The organism is Bacteroides thetaiotaomicron VPI-5482 (assembly GCF_000011065.1).
GTDB lineage: Bacteria > Bacteroidota > Bacteroidia > Bacteroidales > Bacteroidaceae > Bacteroides > Bacteroides thetaiotaomicron.
In genome coordinates, this window is record NC_004663.1 from 5,882,173 (window position 1) to 5,908,379 (window position 26,207).

At 43.3% G+C, this 26,207-nt stretch carries 20 protein-coding genes and 1 pseudogene; 10 read left to right on the plus strand and 11 right to left on the minus strand.

The features are described from left to right. The first annotated feature begins 6 nt into the window (after window positions 1-6). The 3 genes from BT_RS22550 to BT_RS22560 all read left to right on the plus strand — a co-directional run bounded on the left by BT_RS22550 (window position 7) and on the right by BT_RS22560 (window position 3,751). Window positions 7-1,602 (plus strand): SusD/RagB family nutrient-binding outer membrane lipoprotein, encoded by a 1,596-nt coding sequence (locus tag BT_RS22550; protein WP_011109269.1) that lies wholly within the window; start codon window positions 7-9, stop codon window positions 1,600-1,602. 72 nt (window positions 1,603-1,674) lie between these two features. Next, entirely contained in the window at window positions 1,675-2,382 is a 708-nt protein-coding gene (locus BT_RS22555) for a DUF5020 family protein (RefSeq protein ID WP_011109270.1), read from the plus strand. A gap of 58 nt (window positions 2,383-2,440) precedes the next feature. Next, window positions 2,441-3,751 carry a nucleobase:cation symporter-2 family protein gene (locus tag BT_RS22560; protein ID WP_008764627.1) on the plus strand — a complete coding sequence of 437 codons (1,311 nt, stop codon included), beginning with the start codon at window positions 2,441-2,443 and terminating at the stop codon, window positions 3,749-3,751. A gap of 76 nt (window positions 3,752-3,827) precedes the next feature. Here BT_RS22560 and BT_RS22565 read toward each other — a convergent pair whose 3' ends face one another. From BT_RS22565 to BT_RS22580, 4 genes are all read right to left on the minus strand, one after another. After that, a complete protein-coding gene (locus tag BT_RS22565) occupies window positions 3,828-5,984 on the minus strand; it encodes a KamA family radical SAM protein (protein WP_070750166.1) in 2,157 nt (718 codons plus the stop codon). A gap of 334 nt (window positions 5,985-6,318) precedes the next feature. Beyond that, complete coding sequence (locus BT_RS22570) at window positions 6,319-6,951, minus strand: hypothetical protein (RefSeq protein WP_008760131.1); 633 nt, start codon at window positions 6,949-6,951, stop codon at window positions 6,319-6,321. A gap of 88 nt (window positions 6,952-7,039) precedes the next feature. Continuing rightward, window positions 7,040-8,428 (minus strand): alanine/glycine:cation symporter family protein, encoded by a 1,389-nt coding sequence (locus tag BT_RS22575; RefSeq protein ID WP_011109272.1) that lies wholly within the window; start codon window positions 8,426-8,428, stop codon window positions 7,040-7,042. A gap of 34 nt (window positions 8,429-8,462) precedes the next feature. Continuing rightward, window positions 8,463-9,110, minus strand: a complete 648-nt coding sequence (locus BT_RS22580; protein WP_011109273.1) for an AlbA family DNA-binding domain-containing protein — start codon at window positions 9,108-9,110, stop codon at window positions 8,463-8,465. Between the two features lie 147 nt (window positions 9,111-9,257). Between BT_RS22580 and BT_RS22585 the strand changes: the two genes are divergently transcribed. The 6 genes from BT_RS22585 to BT_RS22610 all read left to right on the plus strand — a co-directional run bounded on the left by BT_RS22585 (window position 9,258) and on the right by BT_RS22610 (window position 19,023). After that, on the plus strand, window positions 9,258-9,434 hold the full coding sequence (locus BT_RS22585) for a histone H1 (protein ID WP_008760134.1): 177 nt from the start codon (window positions 9,258-9,260) through the stop codon (window positions 9,432-9,434). Window positions 9,435-10,275: 841 nt separating this feature from the next. Continuing rightward, window positions 10,276-11,214 carry a tyrosine-type recombinase/integrase gene (locus tag BT_RS22590; protein ID WP_070750149.1) on the plus strand — a complete coding sequence of 313 codons (939 nt, stop codon included), beginning with the start codon at window positions 10,276-10,278 and terminating at the stop codon, window positions 11,212-11,214. Between the two features lie 493 nt (window positions 11,215-11,707). Then, window positions 11,708-15,328 (plus strand): hypothetical protein, encoded by a 3,621-nt coding sequence (locus tag BT_RS22595; protein WP_011109276.1) that lies wholly within the window; start codon window positions 11,708-11,710, stop codon window positions 15,326-15,328. 133 nt (window positions 15,329-15,461) lie between these two features. Beyond that, the gene (locus BT_RS22600) at window positions 15,462-16,553 is read left to right on the plus strand and encodes an OmpA family protein (protein ID WP_011109277.1); all 1,092 of its coding nucleotides are present in this window, start codon (window positions 15,462-15,464) and stop codon (window positions 16,551-16,553) included. Window positions 16,554-16,948: 395 nt separating this feature from the next. Next, window positions 16,949-18,217 (plus strand): putative DNA modification/repair radical SAM protein, encoded by a 1,269-nt coding sequence (locus BT_RS22605; protein WP_008764634.1) that lies wholly within the window; start codon window positions 16,949-16,951, stop codon window positions 18,215-18,217. A gap of 32 nt (window positions 18,218-18,249) precedes the next feature. Further along, window positions 18,250-19,023 carry a TIGR03915 family putative DNA repair protein gene (locus tag BT_RS22610; RefSeq protein WP_011109278.1) on the plus strand — a complete coding sequence of 258 codons (774 nt, stop codon included), beginning with the start codon at window positions 18,250-18,252 and terminating at the stop codon, window positions 19,021-19,023. A gap of 2 nt (window positions 19,024-19,025) precedes the next feature. Here the strand turns inward: BT_RS22610 and BT_RS22615 are convergent. Next, window positions 19,026-19,696, minus strand: a pseudogene (locus tag BT_RS22615) (MgtC/SapB family protein). A 187-nt stretch (window positions 19,697-19,883) separates the two neighbouring features. Here BT_RS22615 and BT_RS22620 point away from each other — a divergent pair. Then, a complete protein-coding gene (locus tag BT_RS22620; RefSeq protein WP_011109280.1) occupies window positions 19,884-20,249 on the plus strand; it encodes a DUF2809 domain-containing protein in 366 nt (121 codons plus the stop codon). 33 nt (window positions 20,250-20,282) lie between these two features. Here BT_RS22620 and BT_RS22625 read toward each other — a convergent pair whose 3' ends face one another. From BT_RS22625 to BT_RS22650, 6 genes are all read right to left on the minus strand, one after another. Further along, window positions 20,283-21,161 carry an ion transporter gene (locus tag BT_RS22625; protein WP_011109281.1) on the minus strand — a complete coding sequence of 293 codons (879 nt, stop codon included), beginning with the start codon at window positions 21,159-21,161 and terminating at the stop codon, window positions 20,283-20,285. An 83-nt stretch (window positions 21,162-21,244) separates the two neighbouring features. Beyond that, window positions 21,245-22,225, minus strand: a complete 981-nt coding sequence (locus BT_RS22630) for a lytic transglycosylase domain-containing protein (protein WP_055217507.1) — start codon at window positions 22,223-22,225, stop codon at window positions 21,245-21,247. A gap of 32 nt (window positions 22,226-22,257) precedes the next feature. After that, window positions 22,258-23,097, minus strand: a complete 840-nt coding sequence (locus BT_RS22635) for a DNA-formamidopyrimidine glycosylase family protein (protein ID WP_011109283.1) — start codon at window positions 23,095-23,097, stop codon at window positions 22,258-22,260. Between the two features lie 385 nt (window positions 23,098-23,482). After that, entirely contained in the window at window positions 23,483-25,081 is a 1,599-nt protein-coding gene (locus BT_RS22640) for a hypothetical protein (RefSeq protein WP_011109284.1), read from the minus strand. A gap of 37 nt (window positions 25,082-25,118) precedes the next feature. Further along, window positions 25,119-25,691, minus strand: coding sequence for a DUF5025 domain-containing protein (locus tag BT_RS22645; RefSeq protein ID WP_008764641.1), 573 nt, complete (start codon window positions 25,689-25,691; stop codon window positions 25,119-25,121). 15 nt (window positions 25,692-25,706) lie between these two features. Then, entirely contained in the window at window positions 25,707-26,093 is a 387-nt protein-coding gene (locus BT_RS22650) for a DUF3244 domain-containing protein (protein ID WP_011109285.1), read from the minus strand. Between the last annotated feature and the right edge of the window lie 114 nt (window positions 26,094-26,207).

Below are 26,207 nucleotides of genomic sequence, written 5' to 3' on the forward strand. Positions count from 1 at the left end.
AAGACGATGAAGAAAAAACATATTTATATATACTTGCTGGGGATGCTGCTGCTTTCTGTTGGCTGTACAGGGAAATTCCGTGAATTTAATACCGACCAGTCGGGAGTTACGGACGATGATTTGCTGATTGACGACAATGGTTACGGTATTCGTCTGGGGATTATCCAGCAAGGCATCTACTTTAACTACGATTTCGGTAAAGGCAAGAACTGGCCTTTCCAGTTGATACAGAATCTGAACGCGGATATGTTCTCCGGTTATATGCACGACGGAAAACCCTTGAACGGAGGTACGCATAACTCGGATTATAATATGCAGGATGGCTGGAACAGCGCCATGTGGACACATATGTATTCGTATATCTTTCCACAAATCTACCAGTCGGAGAATGCCACCCGTGATACGGAACCTGCCTTGTTCGGCATTACCAAAGTGCTGAAAGTGGAAGTCATGCACCGTGTGACAGATTATTACGGCCCTGTTATTTATAAGAATTTCGCGAATGCCCAGAATCAATATCGCCCTGATACGCAGAAAGAAGTCTACTATGAGTTCTTTAATGAACTCGATTCGGCTGTTGTCTCTCTTGCCGATTATATAGAAAAGAAGCCCGAATCTAATGGATTCACCCGCTTTGATATCTTGCTGGACGGTCAATATTCCTCCTGGATCAAGTTTGCCAATTCGTTGCGTATGCGTCTGGCAATGCGTATTTCTGCGGTTGATCCGGATAAGGCACGCACCGAGTTCCTGAAAGGACTGGAAAATGAATTTGGTGTTTTTGAAGCGGAAGATGAACGGGTAGCGGTCTCTACGAAATCCGGATTCACGAATCCGTTGGGAGAACTCAACCGGGTATGGAATGAAACTTATATGAGCGCTGCAATGGAATCTATTCTGACAGGCTACGATGATCCCCGACTGAAAGTTTACTTTGAAACCTGTACCGACAAAGCGTATGCAGGAGAGTACCGCGGCATCCGTCAGGGAACCTGCTTTGCGCACAATCATTATGCAGGCTTATCCAAATTGTCCGTCGACCAGAGTACGGATGCCCCATTGATGAGTTCCGCTGAAATCTGGTTTCTCCGTGCCGAAGCTGCTTTGCGCGGATGGATACCGGAGGATGAAGAAGAATGTTATCAAAACGGAATAAAGGCGTCTCTTCATCAACGCGGCATTTATCAGATGGACGACTATCTGAACAGTGAGCGGACAGCTGCCGATTTCATCGACACACAAGACCCCGAAAATAACATTCCTGCCCGTTGCCTGGTTTCTCCTAAATGGAATCCCGCAGACGACAAGGAAATAAAGCTGGAAAAGATCATTACGCAGAAATGGATAGCCTTATTCCCGGAAGGTTGCGAGGCATGGGCGGAACAGCGTCGCACGGGATATCCCCGCCTGTTTCCGGTACGCTTCAACCATAGCAGGAACGGATGTATCGACACGGAGACAATGGTACGTCGCCTCAACTTCCCCGGCACGCTGCAAACCGAAGACAGAGAGCAATACCTGGCTCTTGTGGAGGCTCTGGGCGGACCCGATCATGGAGGTACCCGATTGTGGTGGGATACAGGAAATAATAGTCTGGATTAAAATTTTAGTGTCGGAATGTGAATATATGTATAGGTTTAACTATTTTTGCACCTTCATTTAAACACATTTGTCATGAAAAAGATCATTTCTGCTCTTTTCCTATGTATGCTGCTTTCTGCCGTACCGGAATTGCAGGCACAAAACATTCAGTTACATTATGATTTCGGACGTTCCCTGTATGATAAAGACTTGAAAGGACGCCCGCTGTTGACCTCCACTGTCGAGAAGTTCCATCCCGACAACTGGGGAAGTACCTACTTCTTTATCGATATGGACTATACGTCCGAAGGGGTCGCTTCCGCTTACTGGGAGATAGCCCGTGAACTGAAATTCTGGAAAGGTCCTTTCTCCGCCCATCTCGAATACAATGGCGGACTGGCGAAAGGATTCTCCTACAACAACGCTTACCTGGCGGGAGCCACCTATACCTATAATAACGCTTCTTTCTCCAGAGGCTTCACATTGACAGCGATGTACAAATATATACAGAAGCACCCATCCCCGAATAACTTCCAGTTGACAGGAACATGGTACATGAACTTTTGCAAGGATTTGCTCACCTTCTCCGGTTTTGCCGACTGGTGGCGTGAAGAAACCAAGTATGGAAAAACCATCTTCCTCTCCGAACCGCAATTTTGGGTAAACCTGAACCGCATCAAGGGAGTGAATAAAAACTTTAACCTGAGTGTCGGTTCCGAAGTGGAACTGAGCAATAATTTCGGTGGTCGTGACGGCTTCTATGTAATTCCGACACTGGCTTTGAAGTGGACGCTGAACTAAACTTCGAAGTACAAAATTCCCCAACGGATATACATCAATTATTGAATAAAAATATCGAATGAAAACAGATTTGATCTATGGCGTAGAAGACCGCCCCCCATTTAAAGATGCCCTGTTTGCTGCCTTGCAACATCTGCTGGCTATCTTTGTAGCCATCATTACACCTCCTCTTATCATTGCGAGCGCACTGAAGCTGGATGTTGAAAAAACAAGCTTTCTGGTATCTATGTCCCTTTTTGCTTCGGGGGTATCTACGTTTATACAATGCCGTCGTATCGGTCCGATAGGAGCGAAGCTGCTCTGCATCCAAGGTACCAGCTTCTCCTTTATCGGTCCTATCATAGCGACCGGATTAGTAGGCGGACTTCCGCTGATATTCGGCTCCTGTATAGCTGCCGCACCTATTGAAATGGTCGTCAGCCGTACCTTCAAGTATCTTCGTAATATCATCACCCCGCTAGTGTCCGGCATTGTCGTACTACTGATCGGATTGAGTCTGATCAAAGTCGGTATCGTTTCCTGTGGCGGCGGATATAGTGCGATGGACGACGGCTCCTTCGGTTCGTGGGAAAATCTGTCCATTGCGGCACTCGTACTGTTGAGCGTCTTGTTTTTCAATCGCTGCAAAAACAAATACCTGCGCATGAGTTCCATCGTGTTCGGTCTTTGCCTGGGTTATGGACTGGCTTTCGCCCTGGGAAAAGTAAATATGAGCGCACTAAATGTCGAGATGCTGATGAGTTTCAACATCCCGCAACCTTTCAAATACGGTATTGATTTTAATATCTCTTCATTTATTGCCATTGGCTTGGTCTATCTGATCACCGCCATTGAAGCCACAGGAGATGTGACAGCCAACTCTATGATTTCCGGACTTCCGATTGAAGGTGATTCTTATCTGAAACGTGTTTCCGGCGGTGTGATGGCAGATGGCTTCAACTCTCTTTTAGCAGGTATATTCAACTCCTTCCCGAACTCCATCTTCGCACAGAATAACGGTATCATCCAATTAACAGGAGTTGCCAGCCGCTATGTAGGCTATTATATTGCCGCTATGCTCGTTCTGCTGGGATTATTCCCCATTGTAGGAGCTATATTCTCTCTGATGCCCGATCCGGTACTGGGAGGCGCCACCTTATTAATGTTCGGTACAGTAGCGGCAGCAGGTATCCGCATCGTTTCCTCACAGGAAATAGGCCGCAAAGAAACCTTAGTCTTAGCAGTCAGCCTATCTTTAGGTTTGGGTGTGGAACTAATGCCGGACGTATTAAAACAAGCTCCAGAGGCAATTCGAAGTATTTTCTCTTCAGGAATCACCACCGGAGGTTTAACTGCAATTGTTGCTAATATGGTAATTAGAGTGAAGTAATAGGTAATAAATAATAGGTAATAAGTAATATGCCATGCGGGTAAAGCTACCGGCAGCTACGATTATTACCTATTACCTAATACCTATTATTTATTTCTAAATTACTCATTTTATCTGTAATCCGAAAGGGGAAATCTGGATACTCGTAGAGGCTGAAACGAGGTTCGGTTTCCCCTTTTGTATAGCTCCAGATAGAAGCGTAGTCTTCCGGGTCTTCCCCCATCTTGCTGAGTTGGCGTAGATAAGCTGCCAGTGATTTATTCTCTACGATATAGATTTGTCCCATCTGATCGATAATAGGGCTATGGTGACGGGTACCGTCATGTTCGAAGCGAAGAATTCGTTTGCCTTCCTCAGTCAATCCTACCAATTGGAAAGTCATACTCTTGCCGATAGCAGGCAGATTCAGTACACTGCGGTCGGTAGCAAGGAAAGGCAGATGATGCTTTCTCATGAACCGTCTTATTTGTTTGGCGGTGTCAGCATCTTCTTTCGTTTTTTCTTCATTTATACCTGCACTGACTTTGGTCTCCAGTATCTTATACAATTCTTCCGCCTGTTCCGGAGTCATCTGTCCGTAAATTTTCTCTTCCTGCTGTTCCTGCATTGAGCGACTGTTGGGGGCAAACACCGCATAATTCTCATTAAATCCCTTCACCGAGAACGTATAATAACATACCACTCCCAGTGAATTGAGTACCTGGCGAAGCCGCGTAGTATGTCCTCTGCGTGAGGCAGCCACCGTATATACCAACTGGTTCGTAATAATCCATCCGGCAGAAAGAATCTTCCGAATTGCTTCTTTAGCCTCGGGGGTAACCTCCAGCGGTGTCTGAAAATGAGTCTGAATGATAAACTGCTTGACGCCAACAGCCGAAGCCTTTTCCTTAAACTCCCGCAAAATGTCAACCAACTCGTCATTAATACGCATCGGCAAATAAGCCAATAAACGAGAACCCAGTCTCACCCGTTGCAATTCCGCATATTTCTCACCTTCCGGACGTTCAAGATTCGCCCTTTGTTTGCGTACCGCCATACGATACACCGCTTCTAATATATTCTTCAACGTCTTATTCTGACTCATCAGCGCATCGCCTCCCGTAATCAGAATATCGCGTAACTGCGTATCCTGTTCAAAATAGGTCATCAACCGTCGCAACTTACTGTCCCACGACTCCTTCGGTCGTAACGTCTCAAATTCAAAATTCAGCCGTTCACTCTGAAAGTCATACATACGCTGGCAAGATGCACAAAGCCCTCCACAAGCCCGTCCCATCGTATCAGGAATAAGGATAGCCACCTCCGGATACCGTCGGTGAATATTATGTCCGTCCGGCAAGAGCCATCCGGCAGCATTCGGCTTTCCTGCCTCCACAATATCTTCCTTCTCCCATGCACGAATATTGCCATACGTCTCCACTAATCGTGGCGAATAAAGTATATAACTCCGAATCGCTTCATCATTATACCCATACCCCGTCACATTCAGCAACGACAAATAATAAGGCGTAGCAAAGAACGGCATTCCCTTTTTACGTGCCCGATTCAACAAATACATCGTCTCCGACGAAAGTGAATTTCCTAAAAAGCGATTCAACTCAGCCGGACTTTTCACAGCCATCGACAAATGAAAGCGGAAATCTCCCCACCATTTGCTTACCAACTGATACTTCTCCTCATAACTCATCCCTTCCTCAAAATGGAACCGTACCGAAGGCTTCGACTTCCGGTTCTCAATCTTCTGAATCAACAGATGCAGCATCCGTTCCTTATTCTCATCCCGCATCTCCCGCACTTCCTCATCCAATCCGGTATCCCACCGGTCATTCCGGCTCTTGATGCGCTGCGGAGACGGCGAAGGAACATTTTCCCCCTGCAAACGTTTGAACAACTGGAACAATTCTACAAACAAATCCGTCGGCATCTCTATATTCTCCAACTTCTCCGTCAGAAACTGATAAAGCAACCGTATCGTCTGTACCGAAATATCCTGTCCCGTAGACAGTTCATGAACATCCTGTCCATCATACTGGAGTAAGAGTCGAATTTGCTCCCTTGCCTCCTCCGCAACCTCATTAACCATCCCGCAACTATCCAGATGTTTTAGCAGACCAGCCTTAAAGTCCTCCACTGTCGGACTCACCGCCGCCATCTCTACCAACTCCGGCATCTCCTGCGTGTATATTTGTTTCAACTGCGAAAAAGTAAGTACAAGCATTTTCTTTTGTTTCATAAGCATCCTCTATATTATTATATTATTTATTGATTAGTAACGACCTATCCCTCCGCAAGGTTCCCCCGGCCTCGACTGCCCGGCGTCAAGCGCAGGTCTTATTTACGGCGTTAAAAAGGGCAGACTGTTTGAGCGAAGCGAGTTTCTGCCCTTTAGCCGGAAATGAGACCGGAGTAGCCGGGCAGGCGCAGCCTTGATTTTTTCTTTTTGGTACTTTTTCTTTTGCATCAAGGCAAAAGAAAAAGTACATAAAGATAATAAAAAAAGCGGAAGTATGCCACTCCCGCTTTTCCTGCTATGCTATTCTTTACGATTTTCTAACATTTACGCGACCTTATTTTTTCGTTTCCGTGTCGTCGTTCTTCCTTTTCGGTTCCTTTTTGGCAAGGAGCACTATATTATATACATAGTCCGTCATCCACTGTTCCGAATACCCCAGGCGTTCCTTGTATTGGCGGACAGTCGCCGCAGTCTTGTGCACATCATCAGCCTTCCACACCGTCTTCGTACAAACATCGTGTACCGTCTTCTGCGTCATCCCGTAAAGCGCCTTCTTGAATATAGACGGCATACGGAACTTCCATTGCATCAGATTTCCCATCAGCATCATCAAGTCGTTGGAAAAACCTTGATACATAAACAGATACGACTGGATATCATTCTGCGTACGGCAATTACGCTTCACGGAGCTGTCGATCTCCTTAAAGAAACTTTCATTCAGTCCGTAGTCCTGCATCAGCATTTTGCGTGAAGCTGACTTTTCTGCCAGTCCCAGCTTACCTCCCTGCGTAGGAATCTTGAACAAACGTTTGAAGTTAGCCACATCCGGTAAAAAGCGGATGTTGGTAATACCTAAGTTAGTAGCGATGACTGACTGGAAATAAACCCGGGTCAGTGATATGAAATCTTCTACATTGCCGACTTTTGTTTCATCGGATTTCTTTTTGAATAAACCAAATAAGCCCATCGTTATATTTACTATTTTATAATTTACAATTTACAAATCGTGTGTGGAGATTTTAATGAGCCGCAAAGGTACGAAAAAGTGTTGGTTTTCACCAACATTCCAAGTCCTTTTCGATGTCCGGCATGGTCTCTTTCCTGAAAACAGGACTTTGGATGCCCGCTTTCTTCTGGGCACGATAGTCCGAGAGCAGGCGGATGGCATACTTTCCGAGAAAGATAATGGCGATCAGGTTGCAGACAGCCATCAGAGCCATCGTGATGTCCGCCAGACTCCATACCAAATCGAGTGTGGCGACAGACCCGAAAAGTACCATGCCGCTGACCAATATCCGGTAGGTGTGGAGCACCCATTTCTTTGCGGTGATGAAACGGATATTCGCTTCACCGTAATAATAATTTCCCAAGATACTGCTGAATGCGAAGAAGAACAACGCTACGGCAACAAAGATGCTTCCGGAAGCACCGATCTCATTCGTGAGCGCCTGTTGGGTTAGTTGCACCCCATTGGAGGAACCGTCCAAAGGAGCACCGCTGAAAAGAATGATAAATGCCGTACAGGTGCAATTTAATAAAGTATCGGTAAATACTGCCAGCGTCTGTATCAACCCCTGTTTGACAGGATGAGTGACGTTGGCCGTCGCTGCTGCATTCGGAGCCGAACCCATACCGGCCTCATTGCTGAATAATCCGCGCTTGATACCCTGCATCAGCGCCATACCGACACCTCCACCCAATGCCTGTTCCCAGCCGAAGGCATGACTGATGATGAGAGATATCACTTCCGGCAGATGCGTGATATTAAGTAATACGATGACCAGTGCCAGTCCTACATATCCTAATGCCATAACCGGGACGATAATGCTGCTTACATGCGCTATCCGGCGGATACCACCGAAGATGATGACAAGAGTCAGAGCGGTAAGCACTCCTCCCAACACCGTATGATTGAATCCGAACGCATGTTCGGCAGCAGCACAAATCGTATTGCTCTGTACCGAATTGAAAGCAAAACCGAAAGTAATGCTGATGAGCACAGCGAAAAGTATCCCCATCCACGGCTGTTTCAATCCCTTCTTCATATAATAAGCCGGGCCTCCGACAAAAGAGTCCTTCCCGCGTATCTTATATAACTGTGCCAGGGTAGATTCGATAAAAGCGCTCGAAGCTCCCAGCAGGGCGATCACCCACATCCAGAAAACAGCTCCCGGTCCGCCGATGGCGATGGCGGTGGCCACCCCTGCCAAGTTGCCCGTACCCACACGGCTGGCAATCGTAATAGCGAATGCCTGAAAAGATGAAACATGTTTCTCGCCCTGTTTTCCTTTTCCGGCGGACTCGCTGAGTAATATAATCATTTCGCGAAGCATACGGAACTGTACGAACCGCGTTCGGATGCTGAACCAGACGGCACAGCCCAGTAACATGATAATCAGGATGTATGTCCAGAGTATATCATTTATTTCATTGATAAAGTTCATAGTTAGGTTTTTGAAAAGAGTAAATCGTAATATATCACTCGTTTTTCATTCGGAAATAAAATTTATGATTTTCGAATACGGGCTCTACTATATCATACCGAACAAATTTGGCAAGCAGATGTTCGGCGGCACGTCGGGAAATACCGGTCTGCCGACAATACCGGTTGAGTGAAAGCAGCGTTCCCTGTTCCAGCAGGTCGAGCAGGAGTTGTTCGCGTTCCGTATAGCGGATCAGTTCTCCCCGCGGGCTGCCACTTTGTTGCCATACACGCAGGTGGATAGGGGTAGCCAGTATATTCTCATCCTTGATGCGGAGATAGGCGAGAGGCTTTCCGTTTTCGTCTTTCGCATAGACAGGCTTGTGCGGATTCTCTTCGATGGTGGCTACTAATACCTGTTTGCCTTCCACGATATATGTTTGTAAAGTATAATCTATCTCCGGGATGCAATAAAGTTGTGCGGCTGCTTCAATCATATATTTTTCCTCTTCAGATCGTACGCCGGCTATTCGTCCATTGTCTTTCACGCCGATCAATAGCCGTCCTCCGTCGGTATTGGCAAAAGCCGACAGCGTTTTGGCAATCTTGCGTGCGTCGGAAATTTCGAATTTGAAGTCCTGTTGCTGATGCTCTCCTTCAGCTATCAAAGTATGTATGTGATCCGTATCAGTAAGCGTTTTCATGGCTACAAAGGTAGGGAAAAATGGTGAAAAGCCTTTTTTTTAGCTTATTTTCGCAGATAAATTCAAAAAAAATATTGTTTTTATGCGTTTATTTCGGGAAACAGTGTATTTTTGCGACACATTATTAACGAAAAAAATAAAAGGATTATGAAAGAATTGGTAGAAAAAGTAGCAGCTCTGTATGCTGACTTCTCAAAAGATGCTAACGCTCAGATTGAAAACGGTAACAAAGCAGCAGGAACTCGTGCTCGTAAGGCTTCTTTGGAAATCGAAAAAGCAATGAAAGAATTCCGCAAAGCATCTTTGGAAGCTTCTAAAAACTAAGAAATAGAAGTCTACTAAGATATCAGGAAAAAAGAAGAGGATGTGTCGTGAGATGCATCCTCTTCTTCTATTTATACCTCCTTCTCTTTTCTGAAACCCGAAATATCGGACGAATGTGCTATTTTTAAGATTACATTGAAAAACGGTCACTCTAAAAATAACGAACTAGAGAAAAATCTGCATAAATAAATGCAATAATATACGAAAAAAAAACATTCTTTGCATGAAACTACATGAAATATACACCTTTTCAAAACAAAAAAGTATCTTTTGGTTTTAAACCAAGGGGGTGTTTCTTTAAAACCAACGCCTCCTTCCTCACCGACCAACCTGTTTTCCGTCGGTAAGGAAGACCTGAAAAAGCTGTTTTTGCTTAATTTTCTTCTAATTGATCCATAAATACCGGGAAAATAAAAGTGTCATTCGGAACTGTTTTTCTTCAGTAAGCGATCAGAATGATCAGTGAAAAAGAATTATACTTCTGATTTGACCGATAAACTCTTTGAATAGTAAAAAAGAGGAATCCTGTATTTGTGAATGATGGCATTTTTATGCCTTTCTTTAAAGTGGGATACAATTATGCCCTTCTTTCACTGTTTAAATATTCCTTTTTTAAGAAAGGTCCTTTTTTAGTGATCAATAGATGTCGCTATATGTGAAAAGTTATTCATGGTAATTTGAATAAATGAACTCAATCTTTCCCTATTTGTTGTTTCGTTTTTCGGTGATACTGATTTTCGGAGTGTCTTATTCTGAAAATTGGTCGTGTATATGCGTATTAGGCAATTATAGTTGCTGAAATATGTGTATATTTATTGTGTAATATTTAATACTGAGTACAATGTTAAAAGTAGTAGCATTTATGAAGCAAGTAGCCGAAGAGCTACGGATGGGGGGAAACTTTGGTACGGCGCACGTATATCGCAGCAGCACCAATGCCATCATTGCTTATTGTGGGGAAGGGGATTTTTCTTTTGACGAGGTCACCCCGGAGTGGTTGAAAGGTTTCGAGATACACCTTCGTGGGAAGGGATGTAGCTGGAACACCGTTTCCACTTATCTAAGAACATTTCGTGCGGTGTACAATCGTGCCGTCAACAGTAGGATGGTCGTTTATACGCCCCATCTGTTCCGCTCTGTTTATACGGGCACGCGTGCGGACCATAAGAGGGCATTGTGTGATGAAGATATGAAGAAGGTATTCACCAGACTGCCTTCATCTTCCGCCATACCTCTTGCCGTGAGGCGTGCGCAGGACATGTTCGTGCTGATGTTCTTGCTTCGTGGTCTGCCGTTTGTCGATCTCGCTTATCTGCGTAAAAGTGATTTGAGGGATAACGTGATCACTTACCGCAGGCGGAAGACAGGCCGGCCCTTGTCGGTGACGCTTACTCCGGAAGCGCTCGAACTATTAAAGAAGTATATGAACCGCGACAGCCATTCGCCCTATCTCTTCTCACTGCTGAAAAGCGGAGAGGGAACAAAGGAGGCTTACCGGGAATATCAGTTGGCATTGCGCAGCTTCAACCAGCAGCTCACGCTCTTGGGGGAGGTATTGGGACTGAACGATAAACTGAGTTCATACACCGCCCGCCATACATGGGCTACAACAGCCTATTATTGCGAAATTCATCCGGGTATTATCTCCGAAGCTATGGGGCACTCGTCCATCAAGGTGACCGAGACTTATCTAAAACCTTTCCGTAATAAGAAAATTGATGAGGCTAATAATCAGATTATTGATTTTGTAAAACATTCAATAGCTGGAGTAGTATCTTGAAAATGAATCTGTTACTTTCTAGGTAACGGAGCTAAATAGCGTTGCAAAGATGGATATATTTTGGAAAACATGCAAACAAAAAAGATATTTTTTCTGATAAACTACTAAAAAAAGAGAAATAATACGATAAAACAACGGATTTCTTTCTATTAGGGACCTGTTAACCTCTGATCAAGATACAAAGAATTTCCTCCCCTCTGCCGCATGTCTGAAGCAGGGGTAAATATGTTTCACTGTAAAATAGTCTGGTTTTTCATATAGATAGCTCCACAGGAGTCAGGACAAAGGTTTACCCGTTACCTAGAAAGTAACGGGTAAAGGCTGTTTGGCCCGTATGCTTCATAGTGTATTATATAAGGGAAATAAAGGTTGAATGAATTAAGAAAAGGAGGTCGCACGAGAAATGAACGGAACAACACATGGGATTTAAAATCAAAAGTGAGAAATTATATTTTTATTATTTTTTTAATTTATAAATTAAAAGTTTTTTATTATGAACAAAAAGTTTTTAAATGCTGTCCTGTTTGGAGCGCTGATAGCGTCCTCGGCAGGTACATTTACTTCTTGTAAAGACTACGATGACGACATCAAGAGTCTGCAGGAACAAATTGACAAAAGCGGAAGCACCGTTGGCGATCTTCAGACTCAGCTGACAACGCTGAAGAGTGCTGCAGAAGCTGCACAGGCTGCTGCTGATGCTGCAAAGACAGCTGCTGCAGAAGCTAAGACTGCCGCAGAAGCTGCAAAAACTGCCGGCGACCAGGCTGCTGCCGATGCTGCTACAGCGAAAGCGCTGGCAGAAGAAGCGAAAGCTGCCGCTGCGCAAGCAAAAGCAGATGCGATAGCGGAAGCCGCAACACAGGTTGAAGCATTGAGAAATTCAATGCAGGCTGCTATTGACAACAAACTGGATGTGACAGTACACGAAGCTGCTGTAAAAGCACTCGGTGCTCAGATTGAAGGTATCGAAACAGGTTTGAGCAATCTTGCCAACGGAGCAGTGAAAGAAAATACCGAAGCGATCAAAAATGCTCAGGATGCTATCGAAACGTTGATTACAGCAGATAAAGACTTGCAGACTCAGCTCGCCGCTTTGAAACTTTATGCAGAAGGTGTAAAGGATATAGCTGACGCTAACAAGGAAGATATCGCGGCAGCGCAGGAAGCTATCGAAGCTGCACAGGATGAGATTAAGAAACTTTGGGATGAAATCAACGGTGAAGGCGGTCTGAAAGCTTTGATCGGTGAGAATAAATCTGCCATTGAAGCGTTGAAGAACTCTACAGCTCAGGATATCGCTGACCTCGAAGATAAGATCAACGATGAGCTGGATGCTATCAAATCGGATATCTCAGGTATTCAGGGTGACATCAGAACCATCAACAGCCAGATTATTACTATCAACGCTGACTTGGTGAGCCTGCACACTTTGATGACTTGCCGTCTGACAAGCATCACGTTTGCTCCCGACTATATCGTAGACGGTGTGGAAGCGATCAAGTTCAACTCATTGAAATATGCTCCGATGGGAAGCGGTGAAAATGCTGCTATTCCTACGAATTATAGTATTTCTACAGCTGCTTTGGCAACTGCAAGCTACCACTTCAACCCGGCTAGCTTCAAGTTGGGCAATGCTGACTATAGCTACTTGGATCGTAGCGCTACAGTGATCAACACTCGTGCGGCTGCCAGCCAGTGGGTTCAGATCAGCGGTACTCCGGTTGCTAACGCTGCAACAGGAACAGTGGACTTCAAACTGCTTCGTCTTAACGTTCATTCTACTCAGCCGGCAGAAGATAAAGTAAACATGGTTGCTTTGCAGGCTACTCTGAAGGGTGATGCTGTAGACAAAGACGAGACTAACGTAGTGGTTACTTCTCCGTATGTATCTATCTATGATGACGTACTGGCTGCACCGGACGTTCGCATCTCTGATAAAGCTACTTTAGTTTCAGGTGCTGACGGTGCTCATTATGCAACTACTTTCACTGCTTGTAAGTCAGAAGCTGTTCGCTATACAACTCCTTACGATCAAGTATTCAACCTGAAAGACCTGGTGGCTACTTGCTTCGGTAACGGTAATCACAAAGAATTCCCGATCGAAGACTATAAGTTGTCATATAAGTTCTCTGTAGCTTCTTCTGATTACAACATCACTGAAGGTGAAACTTCAACCAACCAGCAGAAATGGGTGGTATGTAACGACGCTGCGGCAGGTTTGTACCAGGCAGAAGGCTTCAATAAAGAAGCGATCGGTCGTACTCCTATCCTGAAAGTGGAATTGGTAGACGAAGCAGGCAATGTAGTACGTCGCGGATTCGTGAAGATCGAATTTGGTGTGACGAAGCAAGATGACCTTGTAGTAGGTGACAAGGCTTATGACTTGGTAGCTAAATGTACTGAAACAGCTGCTGAATACACTATCACAGAGCAATTCATCCGTGAAAATGTTTACCGCGTTATTACTAACGGTAAGGAAACAAGCATGAGCCACGAAGAATTCTGGAACTTGTATGATGCTTCCGGTGCTGTTGCTGTAGTGAAGAAGAACAACCTGTCACACACTATGACTCTGCCGAGAATCGTTGACGGTGATACTTCAGTAGGTACTGCTACGAAGAAGATCGTATGGTCATTTAATCATGGTGAACTGGGTAAGATCGGTGCCGGTGGTTCTCAATTTGTTGCAACTGTAACAGTGAAGAACAAGCTGACTTCTTCTGAATATCCTGCAAGCATCACATTCAAGTTCACAGTAAACGTGAAGTTGCCTGAACTTACTTTGGATGCTACTGAAAATGATATTTACTGGACGAAAGATGGTGATGAGTACAAGTACTTCAATGTAAATGTGAGTGTACCTAACTCAGTTGCTTCTCCTGCAAGTGATTGTCAGTTCAGAAGAGCATTGACAGAAGCTTACTCTGCTTACACTGTGAAAGGACTTCCGGGTTGCGAATCTGCTCGTTACAAAGTAATCAAGACTTACTCTAACGGTAACTTGACTTCTCCTGTAATGTCTGGTGTTCAGATCGACGGTAACTATATCACTTTGGATAAGAGCAATGCTGCTGTGAAGGCTGCGTTGAACAGCGCAAACGGTCTGCAAGCTGTCGTTGCACACATCTACACGATGAGCAATGGCGACGAAGTGACTGTGAACGAATTTATGGTTGACTTTATCCGTCCTGTTAACTTGAACATGCCGAGCGGTATTGCAGTAATAGACGCTAAGACTGGCGGTGATGTTGCTGACTTCCAATGGAATGGTCTGTTGACTGACTGGAGAAACGAAGCAATTGTGAAGGATAGCTGGTCATGGGTTGAAAATGTTCATTCTTACTGGAAGAGAGTTTGTACTCCTGAATTCGAATATGTTCAAGGTCACGAAGAAATGGTTACACCGGCTCAGTTGGATGTAGAATATGGTACGATTAAGTTTACTACCACTACTGTGACTACTATGTATACAGGTAAGGCTACTTATAGATACTATAACAGATTGGGTGGATCTACTAAGAAGACTTACACAACTGAAGAGTTCTTGACTCAGGCAGAAGTTGACGCCTCTCTTGAAGCACAGAAATTAGCTGGATGGCCGTTGATATATCCACATGTTGAATTAGATGGCGATATTATATATACGGAAGTTTCTAAACCTGCAAGCACTACTATTGAGTACGACTATGTGAAGAGTATCAACTACGTACCGGCAGTTTACAAGTGGGTTGAAGGTAACTGGACAATGGTTCCTCACAAACACACTGAAAAGCCTGCATTCGAAGGAACATCTTACGGACAGATCTCAGGATGTTGGGAATGGACGAAGAAAGAGTGGGGCAGACCGGATTGGAATCCTGGACAATACTGGTTCTTCTATGGTCCGTTCGGCGATGTAACACTGGATTTGAACAAAGTAACTACAAGCTTGGAATACAACGGTAACAAGTTGCCTGACGGTGCTACTTTGGTTCAGGAAGGTAACACAGTGAAATATGTAAATGTTAGCTCACCAGTTGGATATACTTATCAGATATTCATTCCTGCTACAGTAAATTATGGCTGGGGAACTACTTCTTCTACATTGACTATTACAGTTAATCCGAAGAACTAAGAATTGAAATGTCAATGAATTCTTAGACATTCAATAACAAAAAGGGTGCTCTAATCAGAAAAGAGCACCCTTTTCACCATAACAAGTACATTCTGTGGAATACTCTGTGATAAGACATTAAATATATAAAATTATGAGAATAAGAAATTTACTAGTAGCCATACTTACTGTCAGCAGCACAGTAGCATTCGCTCAGGAACAGCGACAAATCAAGGAAGAGGGCAAGACAGTGTTCAAACCTCATTGGTTTATGCAAGTTCAGGCTGGAGCTGCGCATACGGTAGGCGAAGCCGATTTTACAGATCTGATCTCTCCGGCAGCAGCCGTTAATGTAGGGTATAAGTTTGCACCCGCATTTGGAGCCCGTTTAGGCGTAAGCGGTTGGCAGGCAAAGGCAGGATGGGTCACTCCTTCTCAAACCTATCAATACAAATATCTGCAAGGCAATCTGGATATCATGGCAGATCTTAGTACTTTATTTTGTGGTTTTAATCCTAAACGTGTATTCAACGCATATATTTTTGGCGGTGCAGGATTGAATCATGCTTTCGACAACGACGAAGCAAACGCACTGGACACAAGATCTCATGAATTAGAGTATTTATGGCAGGACAAACAAAATCTTATAGCCGGACGTATGGGACTGGGATGTGATCTGCGCCTCAATGACCGGCTGGCTATCAATATTGAAGGAAACGCAAATGCACTGTCCGACAAATTCAACTCGAAAAAGGCAGGCAACTGCGACTGGCAATTTAACGTATTAGTGGGCCTGAACATCAAATTAGGAAAAAGCTATAAGAAAACAGCTCCGGTATATTATGAACCGGAACCGATAGTAGAACAACCAAAACCACAACCTGTCGTGAAACAGCCCGAACCGGAATCTGTGGCAGTGGTAGTGGAACCTATGAAACAGAATATATTCTTTGCTCTGAACTCCGCACTTCTCCAGAAAGACCAGCAATCGAAGATCGATGCAATGGTGGCATACATGGAAAAGTATCCGGCAAGCAAAGTTGCCATAACCGGATATGCCGACAAAGAAACCGGTAATCCGAGAATCAATATGACTTTATCCGAAAAACGTGCGAAGATTGTTGCCGATGCCTTGAAAGCCAAAGGAATAGCGGCGGACAGAATCGTTACGGATTTCAAAGGAGATACAGTACAGCCTTTCCGGGTGCCTGAAGAAAACCGGGTAAGCGTCTGTATTGCAGAATAATATTTTCCCACTTCTCATGCGGGTATATACCCCATTCCTCTATTCTATTAATAAAAGTATGAGGGACCTGTATGGGAGGTAAAAGAGGAAGCCCGTACTTGTGAAAGCCCGGACTTCTGCAATGAACCCTTTCTTCACTTGTTAGTGAAGATAACCCCACAAGGTGCAGATGGAAAGCAATGCTTGTGAAAGTCTTCTTTTCCGATCTCTGTTCCTTACAGAGGATGCCCCTCACATTTTTCCCACGGGCATCCTCTTTTTTATATATATAGACTGATTTTATTATAAAGTCTGATTGTTTTGTTTATAGAGAACAAAATATGAGTGATTTGGTTCGTTATCAACCGGCATTCCGATTAAAATCGTATATTTGCGTCTGTAATCAGATTGGGTCCATGAACGAAAATGTCCTTACTAAACTAAAGATACTTGCAGAATCGGCCAAGTACGATGTATCCTGTGCATCCAGCGGTACAGTGCGCTCCAATAAACCGGGCATGCTGGGCAATACCGTAGGTGGATGGGGAATCTGCCACAGCTTTGCCGAAGACGGACGGTGCATCTCCTTGCTCAAAGTCATGCTGACCAATTATTGCATTTACGACTGTGCCTACTGTATCAACCGGCGCAGTAATGATCTGCCTCGCGCCACGTTGTCTGTCTCCGAACTAGTGGAACTGACGATTGAATTCTACCGGCGCAATTATATCGAAGGTTTGTTTCTTAGTTCCGGTGTGGTCCGTAGTCCGGATTATACGATGGAACGGCTTGTGCGTGTGGCGAAAGATTTGCGTCAGGTGCATCGCTTTAACGGATATATTCATCTGAAAAGCATTCCCGGAGCAAGCCGGGAACTGGTGAATGAAGCCGGGCTGTATGCCGACCGCCTTAGTGTCAACGTAGAAATCCCGAAAGAAGAGAACCTCAAACTGCTGGCTCCCGAAAAGGATCATAAGAGTGTTTTCGCTCCGATGAAGTATATCCAGCAAGGCGTGCTGGAAAGCAAGGAAGAACGACAGAAGTTCCGTCATGCTCCCCGTTTTGCGCCTGCGGGACAGAGCACGCAGATGATTGTAGGGGCTACCTCCGAGTCGGATAAAGATATCCTTTACCTTTCGTCGGCACTCTATGGACGGCCGACGATGAAGCGTGTTTATTACTCCGGATACGTCTCCGTGAATACGTACGATACACGCCTGCCTGCACTGAAACAACCGCCTCTGGTACGTGAGAACCGTCTTTATCAGGCGGACTGGTTGCTCCGTTTCTATCAGTTTAAAGTGGATGAAATCGTAGATGACGCATATCCTGATCTAGATCTGGAGATAGACCCGAAGCTCTCGTGGGCTTTGCGTCATCCGGAACAGTTTCCTGTCGATATCAATAAGGCGGATTATGAAATGTTGCTCCGTGTGCCGGGCATCGGGGTGAAGTCTGCTAAGTTGATTGTGGCATCCCGTCGTTTTTCCCGTCTGGGCTTTTATGAGTTGAAAAAGATAGGCGTAGTGATGAAAAAAGCGCAGTACTTCATTACGTGCAGGGAACTGCCTTTGCAGATGCAGACGGTGAATGAGCTTTCTCCGCAGCGGGTACGCAGTCTGCTGCTTCCGAAGCCTAAGAAGAAGGTGGACGACCGCCAGTTGATACTGGATTTTGGGGAATAAATGGAGTTTCAGATGTTGTAAACCGCAAGATAATGAACGTCTATATCTACGATAAAACTTTTGATGGTCTGCTGACTGCTGTCTTCGACGCTTATTTTCGTAAGACCTTTCCCGATTTCCTGTTGTCGGAAGGGGATGCTTTACCTTTGTTTTATGATGAATTGCATACGGTGGTCACCGATGAAGAGAAAGCCGCCCGCGTGTGGCGTGGCTTGCAGAAGAAAGTTTCTTCTTCCGCGCTTGGCTGCCTCACCCAGTGTTGGTTGTCGGAATTGCCGGATATAGGGATGGTTATCTTTCGTTATATTCGTAAGGCGATCGACGCTCCCCGTTCTATCGAGACTAACTTCGGCGATCCGGATGTGCTTCTGCTTGCCCAGATATGGAAGAAGGTGGATGGCGAACGGATGCATCTGATGCAGTTCGTGCGTTTTCAGAAAGCGGCGGACGGTACGTTCTTTGCTGCCTTCGAACCGCAGTATAATGCCTTACCGCTAACCGTTCAGCATTTCAAAGATCGTTTTGCCGATCAGAAGTGGATTATCTATGATATGAAGCGGCGTTATGGCTTTTACTATGATTTGCAGGAAGTGACTACGATTTCTTTTGATGACGACAGCCGGGAAGCTCATCTGATTACGGGGATGCTGGACGAGAGCTTGATGGATGAAAATGAGAAGATCTTTCAGAAGCTCTGGAAAACGTATTTCAAGGCTATCTGCATTAAAGAACGCATGAATCCGAGGAAGCACAAAAAGGATATGCCTGTCCGCTACTGGAAGTATCTGACGGAGAAGCAGAAGTAGGCTTATTCTATCCGCTGCACCGTCACATCCGGAAATTTCTGCATCAACGAAAGTAAATGTCCTTCATCATTGTTCCGTTTTGATTTGATGACCATTGTGTGACTTGATAGGATTCCATTTCACCCGAATGCTGTGTTTCCATTTCGTAAGAGACAATCATATAATCTTTTGAATTAAATCTGTCCGCTATCTGTTTCAAGGTGTCTTTGTTGTTAGTAGAGAAGGAGATCATCGAACTTTTCATGCCTACACTCTTGAAGATGTAACTGAGTAGTTCCAGGCCGATCAGAGTCAGTACGGTAGTGGCTATGCCGATGGTGTACATTCCCGCGCCGACTGCCAGACCGATGCCGGCTGTAGCCCATATGCCGGCGGCTGTGGTCAGTCCACGGACGATTTGTTTCTGTAGGATAATGGTTCCTGCACCGATGAATCCGATGCCGCTGACTACTTGTGCCGCTACACGGCTGGGGTCGAGCGTCACACTGTTTTCTTTGATGATCTCTTGAAATCCGTATTGCGAAACGATCATGATCAGGGCACTACCCAATGATACGAGGAAGTGAGTGCGGTATCCGGCTTCTTTGGCACGATATTCACGGTCCAGTCCGATGATGGCTCCCAGTATTCCTGCCACCAGTAATCTTAACATAAAATCAACGTTCAACATCATAGGTTCGGTCTCCTTTCTTTTCTTTGTTTGTTTCTTCTGTTTTTTTCTTTAAAAACGGTTAGTCCTATAAATATACAATTCTTTTCTCTTTTTGTGCTATTAATTTAGTAATATTTGAACGTAGCATATGCATTTTATCGTATATTCGCAGACAAAACCGTGCATTACGCCAAAGATTGAATAAGAAATGAAGAAAAGGATATTTTACATCATTAGTTTTCTGGTGATATTTTGTATAGAGGTGTTCATAGCCTTGTATGTACGTGATAGTTTCATACGTCCTTATATGGGAGATGCTTTGGTCGTGGTGCTGGTATATAGTTTCGTACGTATATTTATCCCGACAGGGGTACCCCGTCTGCCGTTTTACGTTTTCCTGTTCGCTTGTTTTGTCGAAGTGCTGCAATATTTTCAGTTGGTGGAAACTTTGGGAATCACCAACCGTGCATTAAGAATCATTTTGGGCTCCACGTTCGATTGGAAAGATATTGTCTGCTATGGAGCAGGATGTATCTTTATCTTTCTGTTTGAGCAAATATTCAGACGACGTTAATTGGAATAACAGACTTTCTTGTTTGGCGATTGCTTATTGTACGTTCTCTTTATCTTCGTTTTCTGAAGTCGGATTCAGATCGTGTCCGCAATACTTGCAGAACTGCGCATTGTCTTCATGCCCTGACCGATGGCAGTTCGGACATTCTTTGTCTCTTCTCCGTTTGTAGTCCTTCATCATGGAGGCGGACACAATGCCGGTAGGTACCGCAATGATGGTATAACCGATCAGCATGACGCAAGCCGAAAGAAACTTTCCCAGTCCGGTGACGGGAGTTATATCTCCGTATCCTACGGTGGTCATCGTGACAATAGCCCAGTAGATACTGTTCGGAATGTTATTGAATTGAGAATTGGGCAAAGTTCCTTCGATCATGTACATTAACGTTCCAATGGAAGTAACCAAAATCACAACAAACAGAAAGAAGACCGCAATCTTTTTACTACTTTCCCGAAGTGCGGTGAGCAGTCGTTCGCCTTCATTCAAGAAATTGAATAGCTTAAAGACACGGAATACCCGTATCAATCGAAATGCACGGATGATAAGCAGATAGCGTGCTCCCGGAAAGATCAAACCGATGTAAAGCGGCAAGGTAGCCAACAGGTCAACAATGCCGAAGAAACTGAATATGTATTTCTTCGGGCGGGGAGAGCAATATATTCGTGTCAGATACTCAAAAGTAAAGAAAGCAGTGAAAAGGTACTCCATTACGACAAATGGGGTAGTCAGATAGGAGGGGAGCCCTTTCAGGCTTTCTATAATGACTAATAATACACTGGCAAGGATACAGCCGATAAGAACCACATCAAACAGTTTTCCCGAAGGAGTGTCTGACTCGAAGATGATGATGTACAGCTTATGTTTCAGCTTTTGGTCATTCATAAAATAATGGATTCTTTCTTTTAGTTTCATGAGAATAATCAGTTGACAGGCCAATATCCCAATAACCTGTATTTTACCTATTACTTATTACCTGCTACTTATTACCTATTACATTAATCTATTACCCAGTGCTTGTTATATGCAACCGTCTTCTTTGGATCATAGTACATTCCCTCTTGTGTAGGTATCTGGAGAACGTATGTTTTTCCGGTCCTGTTCTTTAGGGTTTGTTCGCGTAGCCAAGGGTTCGCATCTCGAAGTTGGGCGTATGTGATTCCCTGCTGTTTGGCAAAATCGCTTAAGTTGGCAATGGGGGTGGTGACCGTTATCTCTTTGTAGGGGATAGGCGGGTACAGGTGTTCCTTTTTCAGCAGGAATCCATATCGTTGAGGATTCTTGAATATTTCTTTGACTGCCAGCAGGCGGAACATATAGCGGGAAGTCTCTTCTACCAGCCATAAGTCCATTGCGTGGCTGGCAAGTTGCTGGTCCAGTTGAGAGGAAATTCGTCCTTGTCCGGCATTATAGGCGGCAGATACAGCCATCCAGTCTCCGTATTTGGCATAAGCCTGTTTGAAATATTTGCAGGCGGCTACCGTTGCTTTTTCGATGTGATAACGTTCGTCTACGTTCTCATTTACTTCGAGTCCGAATTCCCGTCCGGTAGCAGGCATGAATTGCCATAATCCGGCTGCACCGGCCGGAGAGCGGGCTATGTTGTTGAGGTTACTTTCGATGACCATCAGATATTTGAAATCGTCGGGGATACCGTTCGCTTTCAGAATCGGTTCTATAATTGGGAAGTAACGGTTCGCACGCTTAATTAGCAGCATGGTGGTGGAGTGCATATAGGTGAACGCCATCATCTCCCGGTCCATCCGCTCGCGGCGGTCGTAACGGCGGAGGTCGATCGTCTCTCCGTCAAAAGTCACCTGCTCGGGAACGGTAGGTGAGGTGACGCAATAAGGTACTTCCGATTTGGCGGAATGCTGTTCGTCTACATGACTGCTACCGATCAGAATAGGCAGGGTAGCTCCGATGCAGAACACTAATATAAAGGTTAGAATGTAGTTGATCTTGGTAAATTTCTTCATTTTCTGTTTTCTTTTAGTCATTTGATTGGTTCTTATTCCAATATCTGGCAACCACGGCAGTAATAGATGCTACCGCCAAGATAATTCTCCTTGACAATGGTTTCTCCGCAACGGGGACAGGCTTTGCCTGCCGTGTCTTTAGAGAGGCAAGCTGTGTACTTGCCGTTTTCTCCGAACAGGTCCGATTCCGTGTTTCGTCCACCCTGTCGGTAGATATCGTTCATGGTTTCCTTTACTTGATAGAACAAATTTTCTTTCTCTTTGTCTGTTAATGCTGCTATTTTTTTCTTTGGATGGATGTGGGCATGATACAGAATGTCCTGTAATACACCGTTTCCCAGTCCCGGAACAGTCTGTTCGGTAGCCAGGAAAGCTTTGGCGGATTTCTTCTGCGCACTTTCATCATTAATCAGTCCGAGGAAATATTCTTTGCTGAAAGCGTCCGACATGACCTGCGGCTTGCTTTTCGCTGTCCGGTAATATTCGGAAAGCATGCCCGTAGCAGCATTCTTGTCATAGCACATGAGTCCGCCATACATTCTCACGGACGCTATAAGGCAGCTTTCATCTTCGAATGCAATAAGTAACTGATGTTTGGCCGGCAGCTTGGTCCCTGGAGTCAGATAGCGCAGATTTACTCCGTCCGTGAGTACGAGCACTTTATCTTCTATTGTAATCTCTACCATACCTCCCTGAGACTGCGCACTGTTTATCCTCTTATCGACTAGCCATTCGGCAAACTCATCGGAATTGCCGTTAAACCAAGCGAATTTGTGAGGGCTGAATTGAATAAATACATCTGATATTCTTTTTCCTACAACTGTCTCAGTGAGTTGTTCGCAGAGATAACGGGCTTCGGGTGCTTCTATCATATAGTCTCTATTTCTGATTTTATAAATGTTCTCATGCAAATATAATATTTATTAGTCAGAACTAAACAAATCCGGTGGAACAAAATCAGGTTGCTGCAATATCTGGCCTTTATTATCACTGTTAAGAAATGAAATCTCGATTTCTTGTGTAGGATAATGACTATATGTGGTTGGAGGAAAAGTATATGAGTTTTGCAAAGCGTATATATAAATATTCAAAACAAAGTGAAGGATTCAAACTTGTTCTAAAGTTTAATTTCCTCCACGATGTTCTGAATATCAAGTTAAAGTCTAGTTATTTTATTTGATATAGATGGCTTATAGATAGTCAGTAAGTATCTTATCAGCGTAATTTTATAAACTATATATGTTGTATTTATATCTTTTATCTGGTAATAATAAGATTAATCGGTAAGATAGTTGCTGTCACATCACCGCTAGATACGTCATATAGTTTATAGGTATTGTTAGATTCTGCTCTGATAATAGGGTCATAGAAGAAGAAGGAAAGAGTTCCTAATTCGTCAGAACCGACTGTAGTTGTAACTTTAGTACTACTAGTTGTGGTATTGGTGTGTGAAAAACCATATCCTAATTTGGCAGATAATTTGACGCTATCTATGCTTCCGCCTCCTTCGATGGAAAAATCTGCTTTGTTTGTAAATTCATTTACTACAGTTATTGTTTTTTCTATTGTCTGATCAACATCGAATTCTTCTACATACATATGAATGGAAAGAGCTTTGTTGTATAAATCCCATGGTAATGTGAAAACTTGGTTATCCTTATTGGGTTCAAGTTTTTCCGGATAAATCCATTTTGATCTTAAATTGTTGATATCTACTGAATAGAAATTCTTTGATTGTCTAAATGCGGTACCGTTTTTATGATGAAGATGTATCTTTTCTATGGAGAACACATCTTTTGCTTTTACGGAAAATGTGAGCAAATGTTCCATCGCATCTTTATTTGTTTCTCCTGCAATATAGGACTTGAATCGGAATTCGAAATTTCCATCTGTCCATATATTTTGAAGAATTTCTTCATTTGAAAGGTAACGTTTAGTTTGGGTCAAGTCTTGTAATCTTTGATCACCGTCGGCATCTGCGATTCTTCCAAATGCAGTAGCACTAATTCTAAATCGGTATAATTTTTCTCTGATATTTCTATTTAAGCTTCCAGGAGTATTTGTTTTATTGATACCATAATAAATATAATCTCTTTGGCAGGCATTAGGGACGTTTTTGAATTCTCGCCAAGCGTTAATAGCTGTGGCTACTACATCTTTACTAACATATTTATTCAAATCTTCGGTTGCTTCTAAATCATTATCAGCATCATAATGCCGGGTTTGCACCTTTTTGCTCCCATCAAAAGCATCACTTATAAATTCATAAGTAGCCTCTCCTGATCTTGTATTAACACTAGTAATTTTCATGCGTTCATTGTTTTTCACAACAAGGCAAGGGAAACCAGGAATATCTCCGTTTGTCATATTACCAATGTTTTCGCCATTTTCATATAGTGTGTTGTTTTTGTCATCTCTACACAATACTGATATTTCTTTATCACTTGTATCCCATGTTGTGGCATTGAAGTCCCAAAATAGAGTGAGATCTGGAACCATTATGTTTAACAAGGGAAGAGATTGCTCAATTTGACTCAATTCGTTTTCTTCTTTGCAGTATGATAATAATATATCTCTAAAACTTTGGTTGCCAAATACTTTTTTATCTTTAATTAATGGATAGAAAATGTCGTAGTCATTGTCAAACTGTACTAAAGCTTCTTTTTTCAAGAAGTTGCGTACTTCGATACTACCGGAGGCGGCTTGTGATAACAATTTGGCAAATTTGAGTTGCGCATCGGCTGTTGCCGATACTGGTAAATTACTTGTATTCTCGTTGATAGGAGAAGTTCCTTCCTCTTGAGAACACGAAAACATGAAAAAAGCACTTGCGAGCATTAATAAAATCTTTTTCATAATACATGTTTTTATAAAAGTTAGTAATAGATAAAAATTATCTGGTTCCGTATGAACCATTGATTATAATAGAATCTTTAGGGTTATCTGAACGATAAAGCACTCCGTTAAGATTTCCTTCAATAATAGGATGCCATTGGTCTGCATAGGCAGATTTAGTAATTTCTACTTGGAATGGTTTCTCTTTTTGGGGGATATAGTAAATATATTTGTCCTCATATTTATCACTATGTGTATCACGTGTTATTTGAATTCCATCATATATCCAATCTGTTTTTGTTGATTTTGTTATATAACGTATTCCTTTATGTAAATGATAGATGGTTATGCTAAGTAATTCATCCTCACCGTACTTTATGCTTGTCATCATTCCCCTTATAGAATCGGTATCGTTATTAGGAGGAGATGCACTTGTTTTTACTGAATGAACAGACCAATCAGTATGAGCTTCATTTTCCAGAGATATTTCCTTTCCGTTTATCTCCCCTTTAAAGTATCCCCAATACCATGAATCATCTTTAGGAACGGGAGTTTCATCATCATCGTTGCCGCATGATGCTAGAATAAGCATTCCGAAGAATGCTCCGATTAAATAAATGTTTAGTTTCATCTTATTTTTATTGTTTTATTCGCTTTCTTCTTCTATAATATCTCCTGTTATATCCATTATGGGAGAGATAATCTTTACTGTATAAGGATAACCATTTGGAGTTTCTATATACAATGTTTTACCTTTGTTTATGAAAGTGGGTGGTTCATGAACTACGGTTTTCCCGTTTTTATCTGTAATAGTAATTTCTGCATCCGGCAGAGGTGACAGAAAGATAATTTGCAAGCAACTGTTGGTTTCTTGTACATCTATATTAAATTCAATAGGGGAACGAGTTGTTGCCTTATTCCTTAGAGTAAATGAGGTAAGTCGAATTTTGTGCTTATGCTTATTTAGTATTGCTGCACTTGTTGGTATAATAAATAATACCGATAATAAGATAAATAAAAACTTTGCTTTCATATTCAATTCTTTTATTGATTTATGGAGGCAAAGGTATGGAGTATTAGTATAGATGGATAATATTTGCAGTCACATTGCTGTTTTGTAATATCTTGATAATTAATGAGATAGTAA

Coding starts and splice junctions, on each gene's coding strand:
- BT_RS22550 (WP_011109269.1), top strand. CDS start 7: ATGAAGAAAAAACATATTTATATATACTTGCTGGGGATGCTGCTGCTT.
- BT_RS22555 (WP_011109270.1), top strand. CDS start 1,675: ATGAAAAAGATCATTTCTGCTCTTTTCCTATGTATGCTGCTTTCTGCC.
- BT_RS22560 (WP_008764627.1), top strand. CDS start 2,441: ATGAAAACAGATTTGATCTATGGCGTAGAAGACCGCCCCCCATTTAAA.
- BT_RS22565 (WP_070750166.1), bottom strand. CDS start 5,984: ATGAAACAAAAGAAAATGCTTGTACTTACTTTTTCGCAGTTGAAACAA.
- BT_RS22570 (WP_008760131.1), bottom strand. CDS start 6,951: ATGGGCTTATTTGGTTTATTCAAAAAGAAATCCGATGAAACAAAAGTC.
- BT_RS22575 (WP_011109272.1), bottom strand. CDS start 8,428: ATGAACTTTATCAATGAAATAAATGATATACTCTGGACATACATCCTG.
- BT_RS22580 (WP_011109273.1), bottom strand. CDS start 9,110: ATGAAAACGCTTACTGATACGGATCACATACATACTTTGATAGCTGAA.
- BT_RS22585 (WP_008760134.1), top strand. CDS start 9,258: ATGAAAGAATTGGTAGAAAAAGTAGCAGCTCTGTATGCTGACTTCTCA.
- BT_RS22590 (WP_070750149.1), top strand. CDS start 10,276: ATGTTAAAAGTAGTAGCATTTATGAAGCAAGTAGCCGAAGAGCTACGG.
- BT_RS22595 (WP_011109276.1), top strand. CDS start 11,708: ATGAACAAAAAGTTTTTAAATGCTGTCCTGTTTGGAGCGCTGATAGCG.
- BT_RS22600 (WP_011109277.1), top strand. CDS start 15,462: ATGAGAATAAGAAATTTACTAGTAGCCATACTTACTGTCAGCAGCACA.
- BT_RS22605 (WP_008764634.1), top strand. CDS start 16,949: ATGAACGAAAATGTCCTTACTAAACTAAAGATACTTGCAGAATCGGCC.
- BT_RS22610 (WP_011109278.1), top strand. CDS start 18,250: ATGAACGTCTATATCTACGATAAAACTTTTGATGGTCTGCTGACTGCT.
- BT_RS22620 (WP_011109280.1), top strand. CDS start 19,884: ATGAAGAAAAGGATATTTTACATCATTAGTTTTCTGGTGATATTTTGT.
- BT_RS22625 (WP_011109281.1), bottom strand. CDS start 21,161: ATGAAACTAAAAGAAAGAATCCATTATTTTATGAATGACCAAAAGCTG.
- BT_RS22630 (WP_055217507.1), bottom strand. CDS start 22,225: ATGAAGAAATTTACCAAGATCAACTACATTCTAACCTTTATATTAGTG.
- BT_RS22635 (WP_011109283.1), bottom strand. CDS start 23,097: ATGATAGAAGCACCCGAAGCCCGTTATCTCTGCGAACAACTCACTGAG.
- BT_RS22640 (WP_011109284.1), bottom strand. CDS start 25,081: ATGAAAAAGATTTTATTAATGCTCGCAAGTGCTTTTTTCATGTTTTCG.
- BT_RS22645 (WP_008764641.1), bottom strand. CDS start 25,691: ATGAAACTAAACATTTATTTAATCGGAGCATTCTTCGGAATGCTTATT.
- BT_RS22650 (WP_011109285.1), bottom strand. CDS start 26,093: ATGAAAGCAAAGTTTTTATTTATCTTATTATCGGTATTATTTATTATA.